This window comes from Nocardia sp. SYP-A9097 (genome assembly GCF_009649815.1).
In the GTDB taxonomy this organism is placed as follows: Bacteria; Actinomycetota; Actinomycetes; order Mycobacteriales; family Mycobacteriaceae; genus Nocardia.
The window spans coordinates 80,119-101,117 of the sequence record NZ_WJIC01000017.1; the positions used below are offsets into that span (position 1 = coordinate 80,119).

Consider the following 20,999-nt stretch of genomic DNA (forward strand, 5'->3'; position numbering starts at 1 on the left):
AACAGAACCTTCGACAGATAGCGGTGTGTGATCAGCCATGGAGGGCACGCCGCCGAAGGCCGGCGTCAGAAAGGACAGCAGATGACTGTCGCCCCGAACCGTCCGCAGCGGGCAGGCTCAGCCGCCGACGACGAGGTCACATTCGGCAAAATCGCGCAGCGAACCACCCCCGGCGCGGTCGCGGACGTGCTGCGCAGCGCGATTCTCGACGGCAAGCTCGCGCCGGGTAGCCAGCTCCGAGAGGCCCATCTGGCAGCGGATCTGGGCGTCAGCCGGGCGCCGTTGCGTGAGGCTTTCAGCATCCTCGCCGATGAGGGCCTGGTGGAAAAGGTCGCCTATCGCGGCGCCTTCGTCGCGCAGGTGAGCCCCCGTGAGGTCGAGGAGATGGCCGACATTCGGCGGCGGCTCGAGCCGTACGCGATCGAATTGGCGCTGCCGAAACTCCAGGGACCGGGCCGATCGAAGGCTTTGCGCGCACTACAGGATATGGCCCGCGCCGCCGACAGGGGTGACCTCAGCGAGAGCGTGCGCGCGCATATGCGGTTTCACCGGGTGTTTTATGAGTTGTCGGGAAATGGACTGCTGCTCAATCTCTGGCATGGCTGGGAAGCGCAGTTGCAAATGTTCCTGTCGGTGGATCACCGGTCCTTCGCTGATCTGCATGATGTTGTCGCCGAGCATGAACGGCTGATGACGATCATCGACTCCGGGGACTTGGCCGCCATCACCCGGGAGATCGATCGTCATGTGCACGGTGTGATACCCGAAGCTGGGCGGACCGGTACGCCGGATGCGTGAGTACAGCGACTTTCTGGGCAGTCAGTCGCCGTACGACAACCTAGAGGCGCACGACCTTCAGACGCTCGCCCGGCTGGTGGATGTCCAGTACTTCACCGCGGGCTCGGTGATCGTCGAAGCCGGTGCCGCAGCGCTTGACCACTTCTATGTGGTCCGTACCGGCGAGGTCGAGGTGCTCGACCGTGGCCGGGTGATCGACGTGCTCGGCCCCGGGGAAACCTTCGGCCATATTTCGGTGCTGTCCGGGCTCGCGCCGCCGCTCTCGGTGCGGGCTTCGGAAGACACACTGTGCTATCGGCTGCCCGATCCGCGGCCGCGATTGCAGCATCCCGAGCGGCTGCGGTTCCGCCACTACGGCACTCTGGTCACCCGCGAGCGCCTGGCGCGTTCGGGTCTGGTCGATCAGTCGGTGCGGGCGGCGCGGGAGCAGATGCGTCCGGTCGTATGGCTGCCCATCGATGCGACCATCGCCGAGGCCGCCGACATCATCTCCGCGGCCGGACAGTCCTGCGCCCTGCTGAGGCGGGGTGACGAATACGGCATCGTCACCGACAACGACTTCCGAAACGCTTGGGGGAGTGGAGGTCTCGATGCGAATACGCCGGTCGAGAAGATCACCTCCTTCCCGGCGACCGCTATCGGCGCGGACACACTGGTGGCCGACGCCTTCCTGACGATGGTCGAATCCGGACTGCACCACTTGGTGGTGGCCGGTCAAGGCGAGCGGCCCATCGGAATCCTGCGGGTGGTGGACCTGGCCTCCGCCGAGGTGCGCAATCCGCTGGTGATCCGCCGTGCCATCGACTCCGCGACCACCATCGACGAACTCGCCGCCGCGGCGGCGCTGCTGAAGCCGACCTGGGTGGAGCTGTGCGACACCGGTGTATCGGTGATGCACGTGGCGGGTCTGCTCTCCGCGGTAATAGATGCCCTGTTGCAGAAGGTCATCGCGCTCACCGAGATCGGCGACGACCTCGTGCCGCATGGGACATCCTGGCTGGTGCTGGGGTCGGTGGCGCGACGGGAACCGTTGCCGCTCTCGGATATCGACACCGGACTGGTCTGGGAAGACCTGCCCGGTCAGCCCTCACCTTTCGGCCGATTGCATCACTGGGCCGACAACATCCTGACCAATGTGGAGCGCTGTGGTCTGGCCCGGTGTGCGGACGGCGCGAACGCGACCAACCCCGCGTTCGCGAAGTCGCTGCCTGACTGGGTGAGCACTGCTACCTCATGGATCACGACCCCCACCCAGGAGAACGCGCTGCTGTTGTCCTCCATGATCGCCGACAGCAGGCCGTTGACCAATCTTTCTGTGGGACGGGCGGTTTCGGACGCGATGCTCGGCACCACGCGCAGCCGCGACTATCTGGCGGCGCTGCTGCGATACACCGTCGCGCGCCGGCCACCGGTGGGTTTCGTGCGCAACTTCGTCGTCGAACACTCCGGCGCGAATCGTGGCCATCTGGATCTGAAAGCCGGTGGGCTGACGCCGATCGCATCGCTGGGGCGGTGGATCGCCATCGTCACCGGTGACGACCGAGGATCGACGGTCACCCGCCTGCGCCGAGGTGCCGATGCCAATCTGCTGACCGGCGACGAATGCGAAACCCTTGTCCGCGCGTTCGAATATGTCTACGAACTCATCCTGCGCAATGAGATCGAGGCCATCCGCCAAGGCATTCGCCCGACGACGTGGGTGGCGCCCGGCCACCTCGATACGCTGACCCGCCGCTACCTGCGCGAGGCCTTCCGATCGGTGGCCGAGGTGCAGAACCGCCTCGACAGCGAATGGGTCTCCCGGCTGTCATGATCGGTTCGTTCCGTCGTCGCGCCGACCCGCTCGCCTGTGCGGTCGACGCGGCGGAGTACCTGGTCATCGATCTCGAGACCACCGGCCCCGACCCCACTGCGGACAGCATCGTCTCCTACGGTGCCGTCCCCATTCGCGCGGGCGTGGTGCTGTCGTCGCAGGGCGAATACGGTCTCGTTCGGCCCAGCACCGCGTTGGCGGGTCCGTCCATTGCCGTCCATACGTTGCGGCCGTGTGATCTGCTGGCCGCGCCCCCCGAAGGTGACGCCGTGGACCGCCTGGATCGGCTGCTGTCGGGTGCAGTGCTGGTGGCGCACTCGGCATGGTTCGAATCCGCCTTGCTGACAAGGGCTTTCCGGCGCAATGGGCGCGCGTTCGCGGCCCCGGTCATCGATACCGCGGCCATGGCGCGTGCCGCCGGATTGGGTCCCGCCGGCCATCACGGCGAGCCCGGTCTGGAGTGGTTGTGTGATTCGCTGGGGGTTCCGGTCACCGACCGGCATCACGCGCTCGGTGACGCGGTGACTGCCGGGCAACTGTTCATCGTCCTCGCGGCGCGGTTGCGCGGTCTCGGATACTCGACCGCGCGGCAGCTGGTCGAGCTCACCGCGGCGGAACGGCACCTCGGTCTGCGATGACCGAGAATTAACTTCGGCGAAACGCTTTGTGATCGCAGACACAGGGAGTTAGTATTATTGTCGACAAAAGACAGTAGACTGATATCCTTCAGGAATCGACATCGCTGTCCATCCTTCAGCCGCCGTTCGCGGCTCACATATCGGTAACCCGGCCACTTCGCGCCGAGGGACCACGCTCAATCAGGCAAGCGAGGCCGTACATGTCAACAATTCCTGAGCAACCCGAGCTGTCGGACGTTTCGCCGGAGTCCACCGGAAGTTTCGAACCGGTCGTCGCCGATGCCGATACGGCGTATCTGGAGATGCTCGGCTACAAGCAGGAGCTCGACCGCTCGCTGGGCCTGTTCTCGTCGTTCGGGGTGCAGTTCACCTCGATCGCGATCGCGTCCAGCGTCTTCACCACCCTCATCGTCGGTTTCGGATTCTTCGGCCCGGCCTCGTTCTGGTCGTTCCTGATCGGCGGCGGGTTGCAGGTATTCACGGTGGGATTGGCTGTCGCACAACTAGTTTCGGCTTATCCGCTGGCTGGTGGCGTTTATCAGATCACCGGGCGCATCACCGGTAAGCCGTGGCTGGCCTGGCAGACCGGCTGGTGGTTGCTCATCGCCCATACCGTCGCCGTAACCGCCGTCGCGGTGAGTATCGCCCCGTTCATTGCCGGTTGGTTCGGTGTGACCTTCACCGAGCAGAGCGATGCGATGCCCTGGGCGATCGGATTGATCGTGCTCGGCACGCTCATCAATCTCGCCGGGGTCAAGGTTGCCGCGATCTTCAACAACATCGGGGTCGCGGCCGAGGTGTTGTGTGTGGTGGCGCTGATCGGCGTGCTGCTGGTGGTCAAACATCCGACCCAGCCGCTGTCGTTCCTCAATGACTCCGGCGGGACGGTGAACTCCGGCCACTGGTTCGTGCCGTTCCTGCTGGCCATGATCCTGCCCGCCTACCTGATCTCCTCGTTCGACGCCACCGGCAACGCCTCCGAAGAGACCAAGAGCGCGGCCCTCAAAGCCCCGCTGGCATCGGTGCTGGCCAACGTCTCCTCATACATCATCGGCATTTTCATGATCGCGTTGATCGTGCTGGCGATTCAGGACCTTCCCGCCGTGATGGCGAGTGACACACCCGTGAAGCTGATCCTGGATACCGCCGTCGGTACGGCATTCGCGAACGTCTTCGAGGCCGTCGCGATCGTCGCGCTCTTCGCCGCGCTGGTCATGTTGCAGCTCACCGGAATTCGAGTGCTGTGGGCGCAGGCCCGCGACGGCCAGATTCCCGCTGCGCCCTGGCTGCGCAAGGTGAGCGCACAGCGTATTCCGTTCAATGCCACGCTCACCATCTTCGCACTGTCGGTGGTCTTTGCCCTGTGGTCGTCCCTGCTGTCCGTGCTTACCGCGATGACGGCGCTGGCCTGGGGGTTGTCCTACGGCGTGGTCGTGACCGTCGGCGCTTACGCGGTACTTCGCGGCAAGCTGCCGGAGCATCCGTGGCACTACGGCCGCGTGAGTCCGATCATCTTCATCCTCTCCATCGTCTGGTCGCTGGTGCTGTGCGCGTTGCTGATCAAGTCCGATCCGGTGCACGTCGGCCTGGGAATGCTGGCGGTCATCGTCTCGGGCGGTGTGATCTATCGCGCCATCCCCGCGAGCAGGCGGGGCAAGTCCATCGATACCAACCAGGAACAACTGTGAGGGCGATCCTCACCTCGTCGAAGGGAAATTCCAGCTCATGACAGTGACTACGCCTCTACGCGAAATCAACAATCTGATCGGCGGAGTGCGGGTGCCCGGATCGGGCGAGACGACTCGTGAAATTCGCGATCCGTCGACCGGTGCCGTCGTAGCGCAATTCACCGAGTCGACCCTCGAGGACGCCTACCAGGCGGTCGCCGCGGCACACGCGGCGTTCCCCGAATGGGCGGCCCTCTCGCCTGGCACTCGATCGCACCTGCTGCTGCAACTGGCGGATCTCGTCGAGCTCAACCTTGAAGAGCTCGCCCAGCTGGAATGCCTCGACGCCGGCAAACCGCTCAGCGCGGTGCGGGACGACGAGCTGCCGGGCATTGTGAACGCGCTGCGACATTTCGCCGGTGCGGGCCGGACGCTGTCGTCGATGGCGTCCGCTGAATACAGCCCCGGCAATACCAGTTTCGTGCGGCGGGAACCGCTCGGCGTCGTGGTGGGCATTACCCCGTGGAACTTCCCGTTGTGGCAGGCGGTGTGGAAGGTGGCGCCCGCATTGGTGGCGGGAAATACATTGGTGCTCAAGCCCGCCGAGTTGACTCCGCTCGCGACGGCGCGCTTCGCGGAATTGGCACAGACGATTTTGCCCGCCGGCGTACTCAATGTGGTCAACGGTCAGGGGAGTGTGGTCGGCGATGCGCTGGTGCGTCATCCGCACGTAGCGCTGGTGTCGTTCACCGGATCCACGGCCGCCGGCCGCAGTATTGCCGCAGCCGCCGGTGTCGGGCCGAAGCGCCTGGTGCTCGAGCTCGGCGGCAACGCGCCGGTCATCGTTCACGAGGATGTCGATCTCGACGCCGCGCTGCCCATTCTCACCAACGGCATCCTGTTCAACGCGGGCCAGGAGTGCATGGCATCGACCCGGCTGCTGGTCGCGGAGTCCATTCACGATCGGTTCACCGAGGCGCTCGCGGCGAGCCTGGTGGCGACGAAGGTGGGCGACGCGCACGACGAGTCCACCGTGCTGGGACCGCTGATCTCCGAACAGCAGCGGGACCGGGTCGCGCAGTTGGTCGCCAACCGCCCGCCGCATGCGCGAGTTCTCACCGGCGGGAACGTCATCGACAGTCCCGGCTACTTCTTCGAGCCGACGCTGATCACCGGGCTGCGCCAAGGTGACGAACTGGTGCAGGAGGAAATCTTCGGCCCGGTGGCGACCGTGCAGACCTTCACCGACGAGGCCGACGCGCTGAACAAAGCCAATGGGGTCGAGCAGGGGCTGGCCGCTTCGGTGTGGACTCGCGATATCGGACGTGCGCTGCGCAATGTCAACGCCCTCGAGGCGGGCGTGGTCTGGGTGAACAACCACATGGTCGTCGGTCCGGAGGGACCGCTGGGCGGGTTCAAGGGATCCGGTTACGGCAAGGAGGGTGGGACCTCCGGGCTGGCCGAGTTCACCCGCGAGAAGCACGTCATCGTCAATCTCGGATGAAGCTGATGACCGCAAATGTCCGATGAGATCGTCCGCCCTCTCCAGGTCGGCGAGTGGATCCGGCGGGTCGAACGGGGGTCGGGCCGGGTTTCGGCTTGGGGGCGGATCACAACGACCGTCCCGTCCCGGCGCGGCCTCTGTTGGCTGATCGACCTTTACAACGGCGGCGTGGAGGTCTGGCGGATCCAGGACCACACCGTGCGATATGAGCCGCTGCCGGAACTGATGAAAGGAGAACCCAGTGGCCGTCCTGGCGATTGATCAAGGCACCTCGGGGACCAAGGCATTGGTCGTCGCGGACGACGGCCAACTACTGTCCATTGCCGAAACTCCGCTGCGCCCAGACTATTTCGACGGTGGCGGAGTTGAGCAGGATCCGGCGGCGTTGCTGGACTCGGTGCTGGAGACCGGGCGTCGGGCGATCGCCCAGGCGGGTACGCCCGTGTCCGCGGTATCCGTGGCCAACCAGGGTGAGTCGGTCCTGGCATGGGATCGCGAGAGCGGGCGGCCGCTGAGTCCTGTCATCGTGTGGCAGGACCGCCGAGCCGACCCGCAGTGCCTTGCCCTCGCGCCTGATCGGCGTCGGATCGAACAGCGCACCGGTCTGGTGCTCGACTCGTATTTCTCCGCACCGAAGATGAGTTGGTTGCGGGACAACATCACTCGCCGGGGCGTGGTCACCACCACCGACAGCTGGATCGTGCACCAGCTCACCGGGGCTTTCGTCACCGACCGCACCACGGCGAGTCGTTCGCTGCTCGCCGATCTGGACGACGGCGGCTGGGATGCGGAACTGCTGGAGCTCTTCGGACTCGGGGGCGAGGATATGCCGGAGATCGTCGACAACGACACGATTGTGGGCAGCACCGATGCCTTCGGCGCGTCGATGGCGGTCGGCGGCCTCATCGTTGATCAACAGGCGTCGCTGCTGGCCCAGCATTGTCTGACGGCCGGCACCGCCAAATGTACGTTCGGCACAGGTGTCTTCCTGCTCGCGCATACCGGTGCGGTGCCGGTGCGTTCCGGTGTCGGTCTGACCTCCTCGGTCGCATCGACCATCCGTAAGAGCACGGGGTACTGCTTGGACGGGCAGGTCTATACGGCAGCCTCGGCTGTCCGCTGGCTGCAGGATCTCGGATTGATCTCCGGCCCAAGGGAATTGGATTCTCTCGCGGCCGCGGACTCCGCCGGTGCGAAATGTGTGCCGGCCTTCGCCGGGTTGGCCGCGCCCTGGTGGCGCAGTGATGCGACGGCTTCGTTCACCGGCATGACGCTGTCCACGGGACGCGGGCAGTTGATCGCGGCGGTGCTCGAGGGTATCGCGGCCCAGACCGCCGAGCTGGTCGATGCCACCATCTTCGATCTGGGGCATCCGCTGTCGAGCCTGCGGGTCGACGGCGGTTTGACAGCGTCGGAGCGGCTGATGCAGGCCACCGCCGACCTGACCGGGTTGCCGGTGGAGGTCTATCCGAGCGTGCACGCCACCGCGCTGGGCGCCGCGGCGTGCGCGCGAGTGGCATGGGAGCCGTCGATATCGATCGAGGAGGCCCTCGGACCGCGGGCGCCCGCCCGCGTCCACGAACCGCGCTGGTCACGCGAGCGCGCGACCGAGTTCCGTGAACAGTGGAGGGCCGCTGCCGAGGCGAACCTTCCGAGAGGAGTGCACGATGTCCGTTCCTAGCTCAGCAGCCGATTACGACTTCGCGGTCGTCGGGGCCGGGATCGTGGGGTCCGCCATCGCACGCGCGCTGGCGGCCTACGACCTGAAGATCGCCCTGATCGAAGCGCGCGGCGATGTCGGTGACGGCACCAGCAAAGCGAATACCGCGATCCTGCACACCGGCTTCGACGCCAAACCGGGAACCCTGGAATCGCGGCTGGTGCGGCGTGGCTACGAATTGCTGTCGGAGTACGCCGGCCACACCGGTATTCCGATCGAGCGCACCGGAGCCCTGCTGGTCGCCTGGACCGACGAAGAGCTGGCGGCCCTGCCGGGACTGCGGGACAAGGCCATTCGCAATGAATACCACGGCTGCGAAATCGTCGATGCCGCAGCGGTTTACGATGCGGTCCCCGCACTCGGTCCGGGCGCGCTCGGCGGCCTCACGGTGCCCGATGAATCGATCATCTGCACGTGGACAACGAATCTGGCGCTGGCCACCGATGCCGTACGACGCGGGGTGAGCCTGCATACGAACCGCCGGGTCGAGGCCGTCACGGTCGAGGATTCCCGGACCGTACTGCACACCTCCGACGGACCGATCAGCGCCCGCTGGGTAGTCAACGCGGCGGGTTTGGGCGCGGACTACCTCGACAACGCGTTCGGATTCGCCCGTTTCCACGTCACCCCGCGCCGGGGTGAACTGTTCGTCTTCGACAAGCTCGCCCGGCCGCTGGTGAACCGGATCGTGCTTCCGGTACCGACCGCGCTGGGTAAGGGCGTGCTGGTCAGCCCGACCATCTACGGCAATGTCATGCTCGGCCCGACGGCGGAGGATCTGACCGATCGCAATGCCACCGGCACCTCGGACACGGGCGTGGAATTCCTGCTCGGCAAGGGCGCCAAGCTCATGCCCGCGCTGATGCGCGAAGAGGTCACCGCCATGTACGCGGGATTGCGGGCGGCCATCGATCATCCGGACTATCTGATCGAGGTGGACGCGGATCGGCGGTACGTACTCGTGGGTGGCATCCGCTCCACCGGACTGACCTCCGGACTGGCGGTCGCCGAATATGTCGAGAACCTGCTGACCGGTGCGCTGGGACCCCGACGGGCCGAGCTGCCCGCCCCTCCTCGCATGCCGAATATCGGCGAGGCGTTCACCCGGCCCTACCAGGACGGTGAACTGATCGCCCGGGACAGTCGGTACGGCAAGATCGTCTGCTTCTGCGAGCGGGTTACCGCCGGCGAGATCCGCGATGCCTACGAATCGACCATTCCCCCAACGGATCTGGACGGGCTGCGCCGTCGCACGCGCGCGATGAACGGCCGCTGCCAAGGGTTCTTCTGCGGCGCGGAGGTCACCGCGATCGTCGAACAGCATCCGTGCGCCGGACGGGCGGCCGTGACTGCGACGGCCGGCACCGCAACTACGAGCAAGGAGTCCGTACGTTGACCGCCACCGATTCCACCCGCACCGTCATCGCCACCGACGTCGCCATCATCGGAGCGGGCCCGGCCGGATTGGCGGCCGCGAAACGCCTGTGCGACAAACACTCTCGACAGGTGCTGGTGCTCGACCGGGAGGCCCGGGCCGGGGGCGTGCCACGCCACTGCGCGCACCCGGGGTACGGGATTCGCGACATGCACACCTTCATCAGCGGGCCCGCGTACGCGGCAAGACTTGTCGCGGAAGCGGAGTTCGCCGGGGCGAGCATTCTCACCGAAGCAACGGTGACGGCGATAAACGACGACCGATCGCTCGACGTCACGACGCCAAACGGATTGCTGCGGATAGCGGCTCATTCGGTAGTCCTGGCGACCGGTGCGCGAGAGCGTGCCCGACCGGCCCGGCTGATCCCCGGCGATCGCCCGGCCGGTGTGTACACCACCGGTCAGCTTCAGCAGATGGTGCATTTGCAGCACCGCGAGGTCGGACGCCGCGCTGTCATCGTCGGTGCCGAACTGGTGAGCTGGTCGGCGGTGCTCACCCTGCGGCACGCCGGATGTCGGCCGGTCATGATGACCAGCCAGTACCCTGCACCGGAGTCCTACGGCGCGTTCAATATCGCCGGGCGGGCTTTTCTGCGGGTTCCGGTGGCCACCCGTACCCGGGTGGTGCGGGTGATCGGGCGCGGTAGTGTCGAAGGCGTCGAGATCGAAGACCTCGATACCGGTATCCGGCGCGTGATCGATTGTGACACAGTGATTTTCACCGGCGACTGGATCCCCGATCACGAATTGGCCCGTTCTGCCGGAATCGAGCTCGACCCGGCCACCAATGGGCCACTGGTGGATACCGCTCTGCGCACCAGCCAATCCGGCGTCTTCGCCGCGGGCAACACACTGCATCCTGTCGATACCGCCGATATCGCCGCGTTGGACGGCACCTTCGTCGCGGACCGAGTGGCGGAGTACCTGAATGGCGCGCCGTTCCCGGCGCAGGACGACGGGACACTCCGGATTCTGGCCGCGCCGCCGTTTCGTTGGGCCGCACCGGGTTTGGTCCGTCCTACCGACCCCGCCCCGCCCCGCCACCGCCTACTGCTGTGGACCGATGAGTTCGTGAGGTTTCCGACGGTGACCCTGGCACAGCAGGGGACGATCGTCGCCGCGCGGCGAGTGGCCTGGCCGGCGACGCCCGGGCGGGTGTTCCGGGTGCCCTGGTCGATCTTGGACCGGCTCGATGTGTCGCGCGGGCCGGTCACCATCGGCATAGCTGAGGCTTCGGCGGATTCGGGGACGCCGGGTTCCGTCCCGAGTTGGCGTGAGTCCGCGGAGCGTGGATTGTCGTCACTCGCCCTCGGCCAGATCACGCTGCACCCCAGCAGTTATCGCTGACGCACCGTCGTTCAAGCCCGATGACTGTGGCCGACTCGATCTGTGAGGGGATCGAATCGGCCACTCCCGATTAAAGTCGACCAGACTATTGTCGACAATATGCAAAAGTGTTACTGTCGAATCAGCGAGCATCTCCACGCTCGACCGGGTGGCCTGTCAGCTTGCGGCCGATTCCATCGTCAACAGAGAGAATTCCCATGACCAAGAAGCTGGGCGGCATTCTCGCCGCCGTATCGACTCCTTTCGCCGCAGACGGATCGGTCGATGAGGGCGCATTGCGCAACCACGTCGATTTCCTGATCGAAAACGGCCTGCACGGCCTGGTTCCCGGCGGCAGCACCGGCGAATTCGCGGCCCTGACCCTCGCCGAGCGCAAGCGCGTCAACGAGGTCGTCATCGAACAGGCGGCCGGGCGGGTACCCGTCGCACCGCAGACCGGTTCCACCTCGACCGCCGAAGCGGTGGAGCTGTCCAAGCACGCCGCCGACGCGGGTGCGGACGCCGTGCTGTTGGTCCAGCCGTTCTACGAGCCGCCGACCCGGCCGGAGATCATCGAGTACTTCGCGACCGTCGGCGCGGCCGCTGGCGTGCCGGTGATCGCCTACAACCTGCCGGGTATCACCGGGGTGAACTACGACCGCCCCTTCTACCGTGAACTGCTGGAACGGACCGACGCGGTCAAGTACGTGAAGGACACCTCGGGCTCCATCGAGCAGGCTTTCGACCTGATCTTCAATCTCGGTGACGCGATCGAGACCTTCGTCGGCTGGGACACCATCGTGCTGCCCGCCTTCGCCGCCGGTGCCGCCGGATCCATTTGGGGCGCACCGAATTTCGCGCCGAAGGAATGCGTCGCCATCTACGAGCTGGCGAAGGCCGGACGGCACGGCGAGGCACTGGTGATCTTCAAGCGGCTGTGGAACGTCTTGGACTTCCTCGGTAAGGAGGGCTACGCGGTCTCGACCAAGGCGGCTGCCGCCGCGGTCGGCGTCGATCTCGGCGTCCCGCGCGCGCCGTACGGCGAGCTGCCCGCCGAGAAGAAGGACGAACTGACCAAGCTCATCGCCGAGAGTGGACTGAACTACTCGGCGAGCTGAGCCCCTGAACTGCACGGATCTGTGCGGTAGTTCCTGAGAGCAGATCCGTGCCGAGGCCGGCGGGCCATCGTCTCCCCGTCGGCCTCATCCTATTTCCCTCGGCGCACCCGGCGACAACGCGCCGCTGCCCGTGCGGGATCGTCATGACATCGCAAGTCCGTGACAAGCACACTCAGCAACGGAGGAATGCAATGCGTTGGAGCCGGGTCGTCAATGTCGTCAAATGCCATGTCGGGGGCGAGATCAACAATGTGGTCACCGGCGGCATCGGGGACGTGCCCGGCGCGACGGTCTTCGAAAAGATGCGCTACTTCCGGGATCACCGTGACAACCTCCGGCAATTGCTGCTCCATGAGCCGCGCGGCTCGGTGACGCATTGCGTGAACTTCATTGTCCCGGCGACACATCCGGATGCGCAGCTGGGCTATGTCATCGCCGAATCGGCCGAGTATCCGGTGATGTCGGGCAGCAATACGATGTGTGTGGCGACCGCGTTGCTGGAGACCGGCATGATTGAAATGGTCGAGCCGGTCACCGATTTGGTGCTGGAGTCACCGGCCGGACTGATCAAGATTCGATGCACCTGTGAGAACGGCAAGGTGACCAGCGTCGAGTTGGAGAATCAGCCGGCCTTCGCCTACCACCTCGATGTGCCGTTGGAGCTCGCCGGATACGGCACGATCACCGTCGACGTCGCCTGGGGTGGCATGGCCTATGCCCTGGCCGACGCCCGCCAGTTCGGGCTGGCACTCACCCCCGATGAGGGTCGTGACATCTGCGGTCTCGGCCAAAAGCTGAAAACCGCAGCCGCTGAACAGATACCGGTCGTACATCCGGAGAACCCGGAGTTCGCCGGTATCACCCAGACCGAGTTCACGGGTCCGCTGTCCCGTGTCGACGGTGTGCTGACCGCCCGCAACGCGGTGGTCGTATCCCCTGGACGACTGGACCGATCACCTTGTGGGACAGGAACTTCCGCCCGTTTGGCGGTGCTTTCGGCCAGGGGTGAGATCGCGATCGGCGAGCAGTTCGTGCACGAGTCCATCATCGGCAGCCGATTCACCAGTTCGATCGTCCGTGACACGAGGGTAGGTGACTATCCGGCCGTTGTCCCACGGGTGAGCGGACAGGCCTATATCACCGAACTGAGTCAGGTCGGCCTGGATCCCGCCGACCCCTTCCCGACCGGATACACCCTCTCCGACACCTGGCCGAATTGATATCCGCCATGGCAGTCGTCTCATGATGAAATCGAAAGCGGTATGAGAAAGATCTTCCTAGCCTGTCCTTACAGCAATTCCGATCCGGCGATCGTGTACGTACGTTTCCTGCAGTGCAACGAGGTTGCCGCGACGATCGTGCGCTCCGGCCACGCCGTTTTCAGCCAGGTGTCGATGTCGCATCCGATCAATGAGGCATTGGGGGAGGAGTCCGCGGTCGTCGGTAAGCTCTGGGCTCCGATCGATGCGGTATTCATGGAGATGATGGACGAGTTGATCGTCCTGGATGTTCCCGGGTGGGATCAGAGTTCGGGCATCAAACGCGAAATCGAGTTCTTCGGGTCCCGAGGACGCGCGGTATCCCTGTGGTCAGACGTCCATAGGGATTTCGAGGAACGGGCGTAAGCCGCTCGGGTTCCGTGTTGACCATCCGTATCCTGATTTCGGTGCTCTGGTGCAGCGCGGTGCTCGCGGTCGTCGCGGGTTGCGCGATCACCGGTCCTACCGCAGCGACCGAACCGACCAGCGCCTGGCTGTGCGGCCCCGGCCGAGTCGGTGACCCGTGCGGCGGCCGCTCGGGCGCGCCCGTCGACTGCTTCTATGTCTATCCCACCGCTTCCTGGCAGCAGACCGCGAACGCGAACTTCGACGCCTCGCTGGAGTTGCGGGAAGTGGCGCGGGCGCAGGCCGGACCCTTCGGCACGGACTGCAATGTGTGGGCTCCGGTGTACCGGCAGGCGACGCTGCGCACCTGGTTCTCCGCATCAGCGCAGGACCGCAGCACCGCGGCAGACCTCGCATACCAGGACGTCGAACACGCCTGGGACGACTACCTGGCCCACCACAACAACGGACGCGGCGTGGTGCTCATCGGGCATTCGCAGGGCGCCCGAATGCTCCGGACGCTGATCCACAATCGGATCGATGGGAAACCCGTGCAGTCGCAATTGGTTTCGGCGGTGCTGCTGGGCGGCGACGTGCTGGTCCGGAAGGGTTCGATGGTCGGCGGCGATTTCTCGTCCGTTCCGGCGTGTACAGATCCGGGCCAGATCGGCTGCGTCATCGCGTACTCGTCCTTCTCGAAAACGCCGCCGTCCGATACAGCCTTTGGTGTTTCGCCGCAGGTCCCGGATGATTCGACCGTCCGTGGGAACCCCCCGTACGGACCCGATTACGAGGTGCTGTGCACCAATCCGGCCTCGCTGCACGACAATCTCCAGGCCTCGCTCCACGGCATCGGCGTCGGCAATGCCTCCGGCGGGTTCAGTGCGCAGTGCACCGGCGGTGATGGACCGCACGTGCTGATGGTCTCCGGACCTGGCGCTGCACTACTGCCCGCTCTCCCGAATGACACCTGGGGACTGCATCGGCTCGACTTCGAACTCGCACAGCGGGATCTGGTGGATCTGGTGGCCGGCCAGACCGCGACCTACCTGCACTGATAGGTGCCACCGTCCTCGAAGGGTGGGACCTATCAGTGCATTCCAGGTCCCACCCTGCTGCCCGGACCGGGCGAAATGGATCAAAGGTCCTTGGTGGTCAGCACGAAAATCGGCTCGCCGAAAAGGGTTTCATCGACCAAGACGCCTAGTCCGGGATCCTCGCCGAGGACGACGGCTCCCGCTTCGAAGGTGGGACCCGTCGCGCCCCGGTCCTTTTGATAGGACAGCGTCATATGGTCGCCCATGAAGTAGGAGACTCCGAGGAAGCCGCGCGGGTCGATGGTTGCGGCCAATTGTGCCATGGTCCCCGTAGCCAGATCGGCCCCCTGAGGTTCGTCGACCAGAATGGAAATGCCGGTGGCCGCGGCCAAATCGCGGATGCGGGCGGCCTTGGTGAGACCGCCGACCCGAGTGATTTTGAGGTTGAGACCGTCGGCGACGCCGAGACGCTGTGCGGTCAGCACATCTTCACAGGTTTGCCCGCTTTCGTCCAGCATCAGCGGAAGTCGGCTGAGGTGGGCGAGGTGGGCGAGTTCGGTCATGGTCGCGCAAGGTTGCTCGACATAGGTGTCGATGTCGCCGACCGCCTGTAGGTACCGTTTGGCCTGCCCTACGGTCCACCCGCGATTGGCGTCGCTGGTCATGAACTCCGAAATGCCGTGCACCGCTTCTGCGACGGCCCGGGTGCGTGCGGCATCGGTGATCGGATCTTCGCCGAGCTTCAGTTGAAATCGTCGGAAACCCAACTCGGCGTGGGAAAGCGCTTCGTCGGCCATATGTTGTGGGCTGGCCAGACTGATGGCCTGGAAAGCGCCGAGTCGGCGCTGTTTGACGCCGCCGAGGAGGGCGGCCACCGGTAGGCCGAGGGCCTTGCCCCGGAGGTCCCACAGCGCGGTGTCGATGGCTGCCTTGCCCGGTAGGTGTCCGATCAACTGGGCGTCCATTCCGTCGACGAGAACGCCCGCCTCCATCGGATCGCAGGACAACACGAAAGGTGCGAGCTCCGCGATGGTTTCGCGGACGCTGGCGGGAAAGCCGTTCAGATAGTTACTGCCGAGCGTTCCCGCTTCTCCCCAGCCGGTGAGGCCATTGTCCGCAGTGACCTTGACGATGGTGGCCGGGAATGCGGCCAGGTCGCGCCCGTGTGACATCACATACGAGCCGCCTGTTGCCGGGATGTCCACCGAATAGCACGCGATGCTTTGCAGCTTCATATCGCTGTTCTCCTGTTCGTTGTCGCTGACTACACATGACCCGGTGCGGTGTCCCGTGATCGTCCGCGTCGGCTCGCGGGAATGCACAGGTAGACAACACAACCGGCGGCGATCACCCCGACCAGGCCCAGCCCGACGTGCACGGGATCGGAAGCCACCAGGACGCCGCAGATCACGAACGACCAGATCACGGCGAGAACGAAGATGACCACACTGAATTTGCCGTAATGCCAAGGATGTTCGGGCAGCTTCTTCTTCGCGAGCGCCCAGAGCCCGACGACCACCACGACCGTGTAGGCGAACGCCCACGCCAGCGCCGTCATCGCGGCGAGCACCGAAAGCAGTGAAGACCACAGGCCGATCAGCAGCGAGGCGACCAGCATCGTGAGGGTCGCGTTGATCGGAATCTGCTGCCGACTGACCTTCCGCATCCATGGCGCGGCGGGCATTTGCCCGTCGCGCGATTGCGACCACAGCACGCGGATTCCGGTCAGCTGCAACATGGCGATGGCCGCAAGCAGCGCCACAATGGCGACTGCCTCGATGACGGTGGAGAAGGTTCGGCCGAGTGCGGTGTCGAGTATGTCCTTGAACGGGACCGCGCTGCCCATTACCGCGGGAAGATCCTGGATGGCCAAGAAGACCAAAGCGATCATGAATGCACCGGCCAGGTAAGCCGAGACATTGGCCACCACCGAAGACATCGGCGCCATCTTGTTCGCGCCCTGGGTCTCCTCGGACGCATTGCCGGTGGCGTCGAAGCTCGAGATCAGGTAGGCGGGCAGAATCATCGCGAACAACGCCGGCCCCCACCAATGGCCGCCGAGAACTGTTCCCCCGGTGTTGTTCAGGAAGCTCAGCGGCTGGGTGGGATGTTTGACCACCAAGAGGCTACCGATAATCAGCAGGACAACGACTATCTCGGCGATCACGCCGATGTTGTTCAGCAGCGCGGCCACCTTGACACCGGCGATGTTGAACAAGGTGACGAACACCATGATTCCCGAGGCCCACGCAGCGGTCTGCATATTCGAGTCCAGTGTTATGCCGAACCAGCTGGCCAGGAAGGGGGCCATGCTGACCGACACCGCGGTCACCGATACCGCGTGCGCGATCACCAGGAGCCAGCCGGTTTGCCAGGCCAGCCACGGTCGACCGGTGATGCGCCCCGTGATCTGATACACCCCGCCCGCGAGTGGATAGGCCGAAACCAGCTGCGCGACAGCCAATCCCACAGTGAACACCTGCAGTGCTCCGCCGATCACGAACGACCAGAACGAGGCCGGTCCGAAGAATCCGAGTCCGACGATGAGGGTCGTGAACGTGGATGAGGCGATCGCGATGGAGGAGAACTGGATACCGAAGGACGAGAAGAAGCCGAGGGACCGGCTCAACTCCTGCTTGTAGCCCATTTTCTCCAGCAGCGCCTCATCGCTGCCGGGAGCGTGTTCTCTGGGTTCTGGAGTGGTGGCGTCTGATGTAGTGGCCATGGGGAACCTCGTTTACAGGGGCGACAGCGTGTATAAGCTGATCCCGAGATAGTTTATTGAAGATTGTCGACAATTCTCCCGCTGGGGTGAACTGTCAACTCGGTTGGCAATATTCGCAACTTCGCATAACGGGGGATCGCGGTAGAGGGCCACTCCCGATCGTCTCTAGACCTTGTTCTGTCCATATGTTAGTAGTACTGTCCGGACAGCTGTCCATTTCGAATGGTCGCGCAGGTGCGCACGGCTGTGCGGGCTTTGCCGAGAGAAGAATTCAGGAAGGACTCCGATGTCCACGCTGCACCCGTGCCAGTCGGTCGACACCACGTTCGTGGAGAGAGCGCCGCACCGTTTTGCCAACAGCGTCGAGCTGAACGTCACTCCCGAGCAGGTGTTCGAGGTCCTGGCCGATGCCTCGGCGTGGCCGCGGTGGGCGTCGGTGATCACCGCGGTGACCTGGACCAGCCCGGAACCGCGTGGAGTCGGCACGACCCGCACGGTGCACATGCGCGCGGGGATGGTCGGCAACGAGGAGTTCCTGGCCTGGGAACCGAACACGCACTTGGCCTTTCGGTTCAACGAGAGCGGGACCAGTGGGATCACCGCGTTCGCCGAGGACTACCGCATCGTTCCCACACCCGGTGGATGCAGGTTGACCTGGACGCTGGCGATGAGTGGAAACGCGCCGACGAACATATCCATTCGGCTCGCGCGCCCGCTGATGAACCTGGCTTTTCGGCGATTCCTGCGCAACCTGCGCGCACTCACCGATCAGCGATATGCGAGCACCACGGTATGAGGATGCCGCAGTCGCCCGAATCGTATTGAACGACAACAGAGGTAGTTGGGTATGTCTCGTTCCATCCGCAAATCAGATCCCGTCGAGGCCGACTACGTGGTGGTGGGTGCCGGCAGCGCCGGTGCCATCGTGGCCAGTCGGCTCGCCGAGTCCGGTGCCAGTGTGATCCTGTTGGAGGCCGGGCGAAAGGACAATACGCGGCTGGTCTCGGTACCAGGCTCGATCGCCATGGTGCACACCGTTCCCGGGTTGAAGAAGCGGTTGACGTGGAAGCAGTACTCGGTTCCGCAGAAGCACGCCAACGATCGTGCGATCCCGATGACGCGAGGCAAGGTGCTGGGCGGCTCGAGCTCGGTCAACGGCATGTTGTTCGTGCGTGGCAACCGTGCCAACTACGACCGCTGGGCCGCTGAGGGTTGCAGCGGATGGAGCTATGCCGATGTGCTGCCCGCGTTCAAGCGCCTGGAGAACTGGGAGGGTGGGGCGAGCGATCTACGGGGTGCGGGTGGTCCGATCGAGGTGACCCGCCAGCGTGACCTCACGCCCATCGCACAGCAGTGGCTGGGCGCGGCCTCGGAAACACTGGGCGTTCCCGAGATCGCCGACTACAACGGCGAATCACAGGAGGGCGTAGGCGTTTTCCAGCAGAGCGTGCGCGGCGGTCTGCGCTACAGCTCCGCGCGGGGCTACCTCACCGACCGCCCCAGTCCGAACCTGTTCGTGCGCACCGGAACTCATGTCACGCGGGTGGTGATCGAGCACGGCCGGGCCACCGGCGTGGAAGTGATCGCGCGGGGTGAGCGGCGGATCATCCGTGCGGCAAAGGAAGTCGTGGTCTCCGCCGGCGTGATGGCATCTCCGCAACTACTGATGCTCTCGGGCATCGGCCCGGCCACACACCTGCGCGAGCTCGGGCTGCCGGTGCATGCGGACCTGCCGGTCGGGCAGAATCTGCATGATCACCTGTTCGTGCCGCTGACCTTCGTCACCGCGCAGGCGCGCCATCGTTCGATTCCTTCGCATATGGCCGCGGCGATGGTGCGCGAGCTCGCCAAGCCTGGTAGCACCTGGTTCGGCCGGACCTTGTTCGAGCTGGTCGGTTTCGCGAAAACGTCGTTCGCCGAGGATATTCCGGACCTACAGATCCATGTCCTGCCGTGGGGTTATCCGTCGCCCAACCAGGACCTGGACAAGCTGTACACCGTGGACCGGCGCGCGGCACTGACGATCTTCCCGACGCTGATCTATCCCCGGAGTCGTGGCGAGCTGCGGCTGGCTTCGATCGATCCGCTAGCTTCGCCGTTGATCGACCCCGGTTACCTGACCGATCCCGCGGACACCGAATTCCTGATCGAGAGCATCCGGATCATTCGCGAGATCATGGCCAACCGGTCGATCGCTCCCGATATCACCGAGGAATTGACCCCCGGCCCCGACTTTCGAGACGAGTCCGCGCTGCGTCGTGAGCTGCCCAATCGGGTCCACTCGGTCTACCACCCGGTGGGTACCTGCCGTATGGGCGTGGACGAGCGTGCGGTGGTCGATCCGCAATTGCGGGTGCGTGGCATCGAGGGGCTGCGGGTGGCCGATGCCTCGATCATGCCCAGCATCACCGGCGGCAACACCAACGCTCCGTCCTACATGATCGGCGAGAAGGCCGCCGAGTTCATTCTCGCGTCATGACTTACGCAGGGACGCCCGGCCGAGTTCTGGTAACGGGGGCATTCGGGCTCGTCGGATCGGCGGTCACGCACGCGCTCGTGGCCCGCGGGTTCCGTGTCGTAGCAACGGATCTGAATCTGCCGGGGAATCGCCGCGCTGCTGCCGCGTTGGTAAACGAGCAGGTCGAAGTGCGGTGGGCCGACCTGACGGTGACCGACCAAGTCGAGAGCCTGGTGAAGGAAGTTCGTCCCGGAGCGATCATCCATCTGGCCGCGATCATCCCGCCTGCGGCTTACCGGCGGCCTCGACTCGCGCGTGCGGTCAATGTCGATGCCACTGCGACGCTGCTGAATTCCGCCGCGAGTTTGTCCACGCCCCCGCGGTTCGTCCTCGCCTCGAGTGTCGCCGTGTACGGGCCCCGCAATCCACATCGCACCGAGAGCCTGCTCAGGCCCGAAACACCGCTCGGCCCGACGGATCTATACGGTGCCCACAAGTTGGAGGCCGAAGCGCTGGTTCGTGAGTCGGGGCTGGAATGGGTCATTCTTCGCCTGGGCGGAGTACTGACGAATGAGCTGAAACTCGACATCGACAAGGACACACTCTGTTTCGAGGCAGCGCTGCCGGCCGATGGCAGGATTCACACCGTCGATGTTCGTGATGTGGCCGAGGCGTTCACTACGGCGGTGTCCACACCCTCCGCCCGCGAGGTCTTCCTCATCGGTGGGGATGCGTCGCACCGGCTTCGGCAATCCGACCTCGGAAAATCTGTCGCCGCTGCCGCAGGGCTCGTGAACGCAGTCCCGGTGGGCAAGCCCGGTGATCCGCAGAGCGGGGAGAACTGGTTCGTGACGGACTGGATGGATACGAGCCGCTCCGAGCGGGTATTGGGTTTTCAGCACCATTCGTTTCCGTCCATGCTCGATGAAATCCGCACCAGGGCAAGGCTATTGCGGTATTTGGCGGTAGCGGTGTCGCCGCTGATGCGTATGTATTTTCAGCGTCTGTCGCCTTATCGTGGTGACTCGACTCCGTTCGCAGACCCGTGGCGGGTCATAGCTGGCCGCCTCGGCAACCCGGAACCAGACAGGGCTTGAATGGGATTCTCGCTCGAGCCTCTCACCTCCGAGGAGATCGACGACATAGTCGACTGGCAA

At 64.8% G+C, this 20,999-nt stretch carries 17 protein-coding genes; 15 read left to right on the forward strand and 2 right to left on the reverse strand.

Going from position 1 to position 20,999, the window contains the following annotated elements:
* The first annotated feature begins 81 nt into the window (after nt 1–81).
* From GFY24_RS28195 to GFY24_RS28250, 12 genes are all read left to right on the forward strand, one after another.
* Nucleotides 82–798, forward strand: a complete 717-nt coding sequence (locus GFY24_RS28195) for a GntR family transcriptional regulator (protein ID WP_153808144.1) — start codon at nt 82–84, stop codon at nt 796–798.
* Nucleotides 791–2,611, forward strand: a complete 1,821-nt coding sequence (locus GFY24_RS28200; protein ID WP_153808145.1) for a putative nucleotidyltransferase substrate binding domain-containing protein — start codon at nt 791–793, stop codon at nt 2,609–2,611. Before GFY24_RS28195 ends, GFY24_RS28200 begins: the two co-directional genes overlap by 8 nt.
* Nucleotides 2,608–3,249 (forward strand): PolC-type DNA polymerase III, encoded by a 642-nt coding sequence (locus GFY24_RS28205; protein WP_153808146.1) that lies wholly within the window; start codon nt 2,608–2,610, stop codon nt 3,247–3,249. The genes GFY24_RS28200 and GFY24_RS28205 overlap by 4 nt, the downstream gene beginning before the upstream one ends.
* 302 nt (nt 3,250–3,551) lie before the next feature.
* The gene (locus GFY24_RS28210; RefSeq protein ID WP_375336116.1) at nt 3,552–4,937 is read left to right on the forward strand and encodes an APC family permease; all 1,386 of its coding nucleotides are present in this window, start codon (nt 3,552–3,554) and stop codon (nt 4,935–4,937) included.
* A 37-nt stretch (nt 4,938–4,974) separates the two neighbouring features.
* A complete protein-coding gene (locus GFY24_RS28215; protein WP_153808148.1) occupies nt 4,975–6,420 on the forward strand; it encodes an aldehyde dehydrogenase family protein in 1,446 nt (481 codons plus the stop codon).
* A 241-nt stretch (nt 6,421–6,661) separates the two neighbouring features.
* Nucleotides 6,662–8,101 (forward strand): FGGY family carbohydrate kinase, encoded by a 1,440-nt coding sequence (locus GFY24_RS28220; RefSeq protein ID WP_309231442.1) that lies wholly within the window; start codon nt 6,662–6,664, stop codon nt 8,099–8,101.
* Nucleotides 8,088–9,536 carry an NAD(P)/FAD-dependent oxidoreductase gene (locus tag GFY24_RS28225; protein WP_153808149.1) on the forward strand — a complete coding sequence of 483 codons (1,449 nt, stop codon included), beginning with the start codon at nt 8,088–8,090 and terminating at the stop codon, nt 9,534–9,536. Before GFY24_RS28220 ends, GFY24_RS28225 begins: the two co-directional genes overlap by 14 nt.
* On the forward strand, nt 9,533–10,921 hold the full coding sequence (locus GFY24_RS28230; protein WP_153808150.1) for an NAD(P)/FAD-dependent oxidoreductase: 1,389 nt from the start codon (nt 9,533–9,535) through the stop codon (nt 10,919–10,921). Before GFY24_RS28225 ends, GFY24_RS28230 begins: the two co-directional genes overlap by 4 nt.
* Before the next feature lie 197 nt (nt 10,922–11,118).
* Nucleotides 11,119–12,018 (forward strand): dihydrodipicolinate synthase family protein, encoded by a 900-nt coding sequence (locus GFY24_RS28235; RefSeq protein WP_153808151.1) that lies wholly within the window; start codon nt 11,119–11,121, stop codon nt 12,016–12,018.
* A 191-nt stretch (nt 12,019–12,209) separates the two neighbouring features.
* Nucleotides 12,210–13,238 (forward strand): proline racemase family protein, encoded by a 1,029-nt coding sequence (locus GFY24_RS28240; protein WP_153808152.1) that lies wholly within the window; start codon nt 12,210–12,212, stop codon nt 13,236–13,238.
* A gap of 42 nt (nt 13,239–13,280) precedes the next feature.
* Nucleotides 13,281–13,643 carry a DUF1937 family protein gene (locus tag GFY24_RS28245; protein ID WP_153808153.1) on the forward strand — a complete coding sequence of 121 codons (363 nt, stop codon included), beginning with the start codon at nt 13,281–13,283 and terminating at the stop codon, nt 13,641–13,643.
* 17 nt (nt 13,644–13,660) lie between these two features.
* Nucleotides 13,661–14,680: a DUF3089 domain-containing protein gene (locus GFY24_RS28250; RefSeq protein ID WP_153808154.1), complete on the forward strand. Its 1,020-nt coding sequence runs from the start codon at nt 13,661–13,663 to the stop codon at nt 14,678–14,680.
* Nucleotides 14,681–14,760: 80 nt separating this feature from the next.
* Here the strand turns inward: GFY24_RS28250 and GFY24_RS28255 are convergent, their stop codons facing one another.
* Nucleotides 14,761–15,894 carry a mandelate racemase/muconate lactonizing enzyme family protein gene (locus GFY24_RS28255; protein ID WP_153808155.1) on the reverse strand — a complete coding sequence of 378 codons (1,134 nt, stop codon included), beginning with the start codon at nt 15,892–15,894 and terminating at the stop codon, nt 14,761–14,763.
* A 29-nt stretch (nt 15,895–15,923) separates the two neighbouring features.
* Entirely contained in the window at nt 15,924–17,384 is a 1,461-nt protein-coding gene (locus GFY24_RS28260; protein WP_153808156.1) for an APC family permease, read from the reverse strand.
* Between the two features lie 295 nt (nt 17,385–17,679).
* Between GFY24_RS28260 and GFY24_RS28265 the strand changes: the two genes are divergently transcribed.
* From GFY24_RS28265 to GFY24_RS28275, 3 genes are read left to right on the forward strand one after another with little or no spacing between them, the layout of a single operon-like run.
* Entirely contained in the window at nt 17,680–18,180 is a 501-nt protein-coding gene (locus GFY24_RS28265; RefSeq protein ID WP_375336117.1) for an SRPBCC family protein, read from the forward strand.
* 51 nt (nt 18,181–18,231) lie between these two features.
* On the forward strand, nt 18,232–19,863 hold the full coding sequence (locus tag GFY24_RS28270) for a GMC family oxidoreductase (protein WP_153808158.1): 1,632 nt from the start codon (nt 18,232–18,234) through the stop codon (nt 19,861–19,863).
* On the forward strand, nt 19,860–20,939 hold the full coding sequence (locus tag GFY24_RS28275) for an NAD(P)-dependent oxidoreductase (RefSeq protein ID WP_153808159.1): 1,080 nt from the start codon (nt 19,860–19,862) through the stop codon (nt 20,937–20,939). The genes GFY24_RS28270 and GFY24_RS28275 overlap by 4 nt, the downstream gene beginning before the upstream one ends.
* Nucleotides 20,940–20,999 lie beyond the last annotated feature (60 nt).

Excerpts from the sequence above, each read along its gene's own strand:
- GFY24_RS28195 (WP_153808144.1), top strand. The coding sequence starts at position 82 with ATGACTGTCGCCCCGAACCGTCCGCAGCGGGCAGGCTCAGCCGCCGAC.
- GFY24_RS28200 (WP_153808145.1), top strand. The coding sequence starts at position 791 with ATGCGTGAGTACAGCGACTTTCTGGGCAGTCAGTCGCCGTACGACAAC.
- GFY24_RS28205 (WP_153808146.1), top strand. The coding sequence starts at position 2,608 with ATGATCGGTTCGTTCCGTCGTCGCGCCGACCCGCTCGCCTGTGCGGTC.
- GFY24_RS28210 (WP_375336116.1), top strand. The coding sequence starts at position 3,552 with ATGCTCGGCTACAAGCAGGAGCTCGACCGCTCGCTGGGCCTGTTCTCG.
- GFY24_RS28215 (WP_153808148.1), top strand. The coding sequence starts at position 4,975 with ATGACAGTGACTACGCCTCTACGCGAAATCAACAATCTGATCGGCGGA.
- GFY24_RS28225 (WP_153808149.1), top strand. The coding sequence starts at position 8,088 with ATGTCCGTTCCTAGCTCAGCAGCCGATTACGACTTCGCGGTCGTCGGG.
- GFY24_RS28235 (WP_153808151.1), top strand. The coding sequence starts at position 11,119 with ATGACCAAGAAGCTGGGCGGCATTCTCGCCGCCGTATCGACTCCTTTC.
- GFY24_RS28240 (WP_153808152.1), top strand. The coding sequence starts at position 12,210 with ATGCGTTGGAGCCGGGTCGTCAATGTCGTCAAATGCCATGTCGGGGGC.
- GFY24_RS28245 (WP_153808153.1), top strand. The coding sequence starts at position 13,281 with ATGAGAAAGATCTTCCTAGCCTGTCCTTACAGCAATTCCGATCCGGCG.
- GFY24_RS28255 (WP_153808155.1), bottom strand. The coding sequence starts at position 15,894 with ATGAAGCTGCAAAGCATCGCGTGCTATTCGGTGGACATCCCGGCAACA.
- GFY24_RS28260 (WP_153808156.1), bottom strand. The coding sequence starts at position 17,384 with ATGGCCACTACATCAGACGCCACCACTCCAGAACCCAGAGAACACGCT.
- GFY24_RS28270 (WP_153808158.1), top strand. The coding sequence starts at position 18,232 with ATGTCTCGTTCCATCCGCAAATCAGATCCCGTCGAGGCCGACTACGTG.
- GFY24_RS28275 (WP_153808159.1), top strand. The coding sequence starts at position 19,860 with ATGACTTACGCAGGGACGCCCGGCCGAGTTCTGGTAACGGGGGCATTC.